Source organism: Geobacillus sp. ZGt-1 (assembly GCF_001026865.1).
GTDB lineage: Bacteria > Bacillota > Bacilli > Bacillales > Anoxybacillaceae > Geobacillus > Geobacillus thermoleovorans.
The window spans coordinates 1-2,097 of the sequence record NZ_LDPD01000153.1 but is presented as its reverse complement, the minus strand read 5'-3'; the positions used below and the strand labels follow the sequence as shown (position 1 = coordinate 2,097).

Below are 2,097 nucleotides of genomic sequence, written 5' to 3'. Positions count from 1 at the left end.
AACGGGAATGCTCCTTTAACTTTAAAGCGATCGTATCTTAATGGTTCGATAGGAACCGATGTGTGTGATTCTTCTCTGATTAGTTCGTCTATTAATTTTCCTGTAATAGCAGCTAAACTAATCCCATCACCTTCATGACCAGCAGCAATATAAAATCCAGGAACTTCGTCAACGTGAGAGATAATAGGTAGATGATCTTCTGTCCAAGGGCGTAGACCAGCATACGTTCGAATTACTAGCATATCTGCCATTTTAGGATAAAATCGAATTGCACGACGTGCCATACACTTGATAACATCAATATTCACAGTTGTATTAAATCCTATGAATTCTCTACTACTCCCAATCAAAAAATTTTGACTTTCCGTTGGTTCGAATACTAAAGCTACGCCATACTTTTCAGTTAGAGGATCTACTTTTCTTTGACCTCCAAACTTAGACATTAGGTAACCAAATTCCATAACTTTTCTAAGACCAACAGGTTGTTGTCTCGATGCAACAATAATATGGCCTTTTCTAGGTTTAATCGGAATAGGAATACCGAGCATCTTTCCAATCATGGGAGCCCATACTCCAGCAGCATTAACGACTTTTTTGGCCGTAAATAATCCATTAGATGTTTCGATTTCAAAATCCCCCGTAGTTAATTTTTTTATTGACTTAACCTCAGTATGGGTGTAAATTTCAGCTCCTCTTTTCTTTGCTCCCTCTGCTAATGCAAATGAAAAGAGGTAGGGATTAACAGTTGAATCAGTTTCGCATTCTAATCCGCCTAATAAGTCATCAGCAAAAAAAGGGGATTCTTGCCTAATATCGCTGCGATCTAGCATTTTAAAGGGAAGTCCTGCTTCTTTTTGACGTGAAACCCATTTTTCTGCAGCAATCATTTCTTCTTCGGTTTCACACACTAAAATGCTCCCTGGCGCTCTATATTCAAAGTGATATTCTAATTCTTTGCTTAATTCATCTACTAATTTCTGACTAGCTAAAGACATCTGACTATCGAATCCGGGGTCTTTATCAATCGCTAGTATGTTTCCATCACATCTGGACGATGTTCCGCTCGCTAGTTCGTTTTTTTCTAATACAGCTACATTCAGTCCTGATTTTGATACGTAATAAGCAATAGCACTGCCAATGATCCCCCCTCCTACAATGATTACTTCAAAGTTTTTTTTCAACATGCTCCCTCCTTTCCGAGGCTTCTAACAATATAAAAAGCAAGAACTATGCCAATAACAAACGATTCCAATTTATTCATAATTGACAAAATATTTTTTACACATATAATCTAATTATGTAAAAATTTTTAGAATATGTAAAACATATTAGACATTATATAGGAGGGATAAATATGAATTATAAACTTCCTAGTTTAAAGGAAATTGTTAACAAAAACTTTATTGTTTTTAAATCTGAAAAAGAAATTTCAAGACCTTATAATGCTGATGCAGTTTTCCTTATAGATAAGGATGTCTTTTATATCACTGATTTTGATCCGTTAAAGCTATCGAAGAGCGTAATGGTGGATTGTGATACGCCCATCGAAGAAGCCGTAAAGTATGTAAAGAAATACCGATGTTTATTAGTAAAAGATAATGAGGGAAAACCAATTGGATTTATTGACTCTGGAATCATGAGCGAGTGTTTATTAAATTCCTATAAGTACTTGCGTGCTTTTTTCGAAACTGTATTAGAAACAATGGACGCATCGTGCACGGTGATTGATAAAAATGAAATAGTATGTGCTTGGACAGAGGGAGCAGAAAAAATCTTTTCTGTTTCGAGAAAAGATATCATTGGTAAACCTATTACAGATTTCTTTGAACCAAATATGCTAGAAATATTAAAAACGTTAAAGCATGGAAGAAAACTTCATCGTCATCGTCACCAACCGAGACCTGATTTGTTTGTGCTTATTAATTCTAATCCCGTTTACTTAGATGGAAAGATAATAGGTGCAGTGGTATCTGAAACAGATATTACGAGTCAAATACGCTTAAACCAGGAATTATTTAATATTTCCGCAGAGGTTCATCGATTAGAGCAGGAGGTTGCGAGGTTAAGACCTTCAAAGGATCCGTTTAGCATTATAAA

General features: G+C 35.5%; 2 protein-coding genes. One reads left to right on the top strand and one right to left on the bottom strand.

Annotated elements, in window-relative coordinates; translation table 11 throughout:
* On the bottom strand, window positions 1–1,184 hold a 1,184-nt coding region (locus VU18_RS16220), incomplete at its 3' end, for an FAD-binding oxidoreductase (protein WP_082218546.1).
* A gap of 170 nt (window positions 1,185–1,354) precedes the next feature.
* Between VU18_RS16220 and VU18_RS16215 the strand changes: the two genes are divergently transcribed.
* The coding region (locus VU18_RS16215) for a PAS domain-containing protein (RefSeq protein ID WP_047758541.1) at window positions 1,355–2,097 on the top strand (743 nt) is incomplete at its 3' end.